Origin of the sequence: Streptomyces sp. (assembly GCF_036566765.1) — a bacterium.
Lineage (GTDB): Bacteria > Actinomycetota > Actinomycetes > Streptomycetales > Streptomycetaceae > Streptomyces.
Map to the genome: position 1 here is coordinate 1 of NZ_DATCVQ010000344.1, position 2,363 is coordinate 2,363.

Annotated in this window: 2 protein-coding genes and 1 pseudogene; all 3 read right to left on the reverse strand. The window is 71.0% G+C overall.

Annotated features, from left to right (window positions below):
- Window positions 1-312, reverse strand: a pseudogene (locus VIU94_RS20215) (DUF389 domain-containing protein); the annotation flags it as partial.
- A 2-nt stretch (window positions 313-314) separates the two neighbouring features.
- Window positions 315-1,319 carry a type I pantothenate kinase gene (gene coaA, locus VIU94_RS20220; protein ID WP_331913241.1) on the reverse strand — a complete coding sequence of 335 codons (1,005 nt, stop codon included), beginning with the start codon at window positions 1,317-1,319 and terminating at the stop codon, window positions 315-317.
- A gap of 194 nt (window positions 1,320-1,513) precedes the next feature.
- Window positions 1,514-2,305: an ABC transporter permease gene (locus VIU94_RS20225; protein WP_331913242.1), complete on the reverse strand. Its 792-nt coding sequence runs from the start codon at window positions 2,303-2,305 to the stop codon at window positions 1,514-1,516.
- Window positions 2,306-2,363 lie beyond the last annotated feature (58 nt).

Consider the following 2,363-nt stretch of genomic DNA (forward strand, 5'->3'; position numbering starts at 1 on the left):
CAGCTGCTCCCAGAGCACCGCGTCCGCGGCCTCGCCGGGGGCCTCCGCCTCGGCCGCGTCCGCGCGCCGCGACATCGAGAAGTCGATGCTCTCGACGGCGATCGAGCCGTCCTGGTCGATCCTCATCTCGCGCAGCCCGTGCAGCAGTTCGTCGCCCGCCTCGCGGGCCACGTCGCACAGGACGAGGTCACCGGCGGGATCGCGGGCGGCCCCTGGCAGCACCACCACGTGCGTGGTGCCGACGGTCGCCTCGATGAGCCCGACCGCCGCCTCCGTCCGGTCGGGCGGGACGATCATCCGCAGATGCAGCATCCTCAGAGCTTACGGAGGCTCAGCCGCTGAACCTTGTGATCCGGGCCCTTGCGCAGCACGAGAGTCGCGCGGCCGCGCGTCGGGGCCACGTTCTCAAGGAGGTTCACCTTGTTGACGGTCCGCCACATCGTGCGGGCGTAGTCCAGCGCCTCGTCCTCGGAGACCTGGGTCCAGCGCCGGAAGTACGAGGACGGATCCTGGAACGCGGTGTGGCGCAGCTTGCGGAACCGGTTGAGGTACCACTGCTCGATGTCCTCGGCGCGGGCGTCCACGTACACGGAGAAGTCGAAGTAGTCGGCGAGGCCGACGCGGGTGCGGCCGTCCTTGCCGGGCAGGGCGGGCTGGAGCACGTTCAGGCCCTCGACGATGAGGATGTCGGGCCGGCGGACGACGAGCTGCTCGCCGGGGACCCGGTCGTAGATGAGGTGCGAGTAGACGGGGGCGGTGACCTCGTCCTTGCCGGCCTTGATGTCGGCGACGAACCGGGTCAGCGCGCGGCGGTCGTACGACTCGGGGAAGCCCTTGCGGGACATCAGGCCGCGCGCCTTCAGCTCCTCCATGGGGAAGAGGAAGCCGTCCGTGGTGATCCGCTCCACGCGCGGGTGCTCGGGCCAGCGGGCCAGCAGCGCCTGGAGGAGCCGGGCCACGGTGGACTTGCCGACGGCGACGGAACCGGCCACGCCTATGACGAAGGGCGTCCCGCGCTGCTCCGCCCGCTCGCCGAGGAAGGTGTTCAGCGCCCCGCGCAGCTCGCTGGTGGCCTGCACGTACAGGTTCAGCAGCCGGGACAGCGGCAGATAGACGTCGCGCACCTCGTCGAGGTCGATGACGTCGCCGAGCCCGCGCAGCCGCTCGACCTCCTCGGCGGAGAGCGGCAGCGGCGTCTTGTCCCGCAATGCGCTCCACTCGGCCCGGGTGAGGTCCACATACGGCGTGGCGTCGGCCCGAGCCCGCGGCCCGGCGCCGTTGCCGTTGCCGTTCGAGCGCTGCGGCGGCGAAGTGATCACCCCGCCATTGTCGGGGGTGCGGGGGGATCGTGGGGGGTGGGGTGGGTCACGTGGCGGAGCGGGGGGCGTGATGCGCGTACGACCGGGGCGTGATGCGCGCGCGAAAGGGGCGGCGTACATCGACGGGGTGTCGGTGTACGCCGCCCTCGGGTGGCACGCGCTGCTTGCGGGAGTGGCCCGCGCTGTCACTGCGGTTACTTCGGGTCGTCGTTGAACCGCTTGGTCGACCAGACGTAGCCGAGGACGGCCAGACCCAGGCACCAGGCGACCGCGAGCCAGCCGTTGTGGCCGATCTCGGTGCCGAGGAGCAGGCCGCGCAGGGTCTCGATGGCCGGGGTGAAGGGCTGGTACTCGGCGATCGGCTGGAACCAGCCCGGCATCGCGTCGATCGGGACGAAGGTGCTGGAGATCAGCGGCAGGAAGATCAGCGGCATCGCGTTGTTGCTGGCGGCCTCCGCGTTCGGGCTGACCAGGCCCATGCCGACCGCGATCCAGGTGAGCGCCGTGGCGAACAGGACGAGCAGTCCGAACGCCGCGAGCCATTCCAGGGCGGTGGCGTCGTGGGAGCGGAAGCCGATGGCCACGCCGACGGCGCCGACGAGGACGACGCTGGCGACGGACTGCAGCACGCTGCCGACGACGTGCCCGACGAGCACCGAGCCGCGGTGGATCGCCATGGTGCGGAAGCGGGCGATGATGCCCTCGGTCATGTCGTTGGAGACGGAGACCGCGGTGCCGATGGTGGTGGACCCGATGGTCATCAGCAGCAGGCCGGGGACGAGGTACGCGATGTACCGGGCGCGGTCCGCGCCGCCGCCGCCGATGCCGGCGCTCATGGTGTCGCCGAAGATGTAGACGAAGAGCAGGAGCAGCATGATCGGCGTGAGCAGCAGGTTCAGGGTGAGCGACGGGTAGCGCCGGGCGTGCAGGAGGTTGCGGCGCAGCATCGTGCCGGAGTCGCGTACGGCGAGGGACAGGGTGCTCATCGGACAGCCTCCGTGGACTGGGCGGGGACGTTGGCGGTGGCGGTGAGGGCGAAGAAGA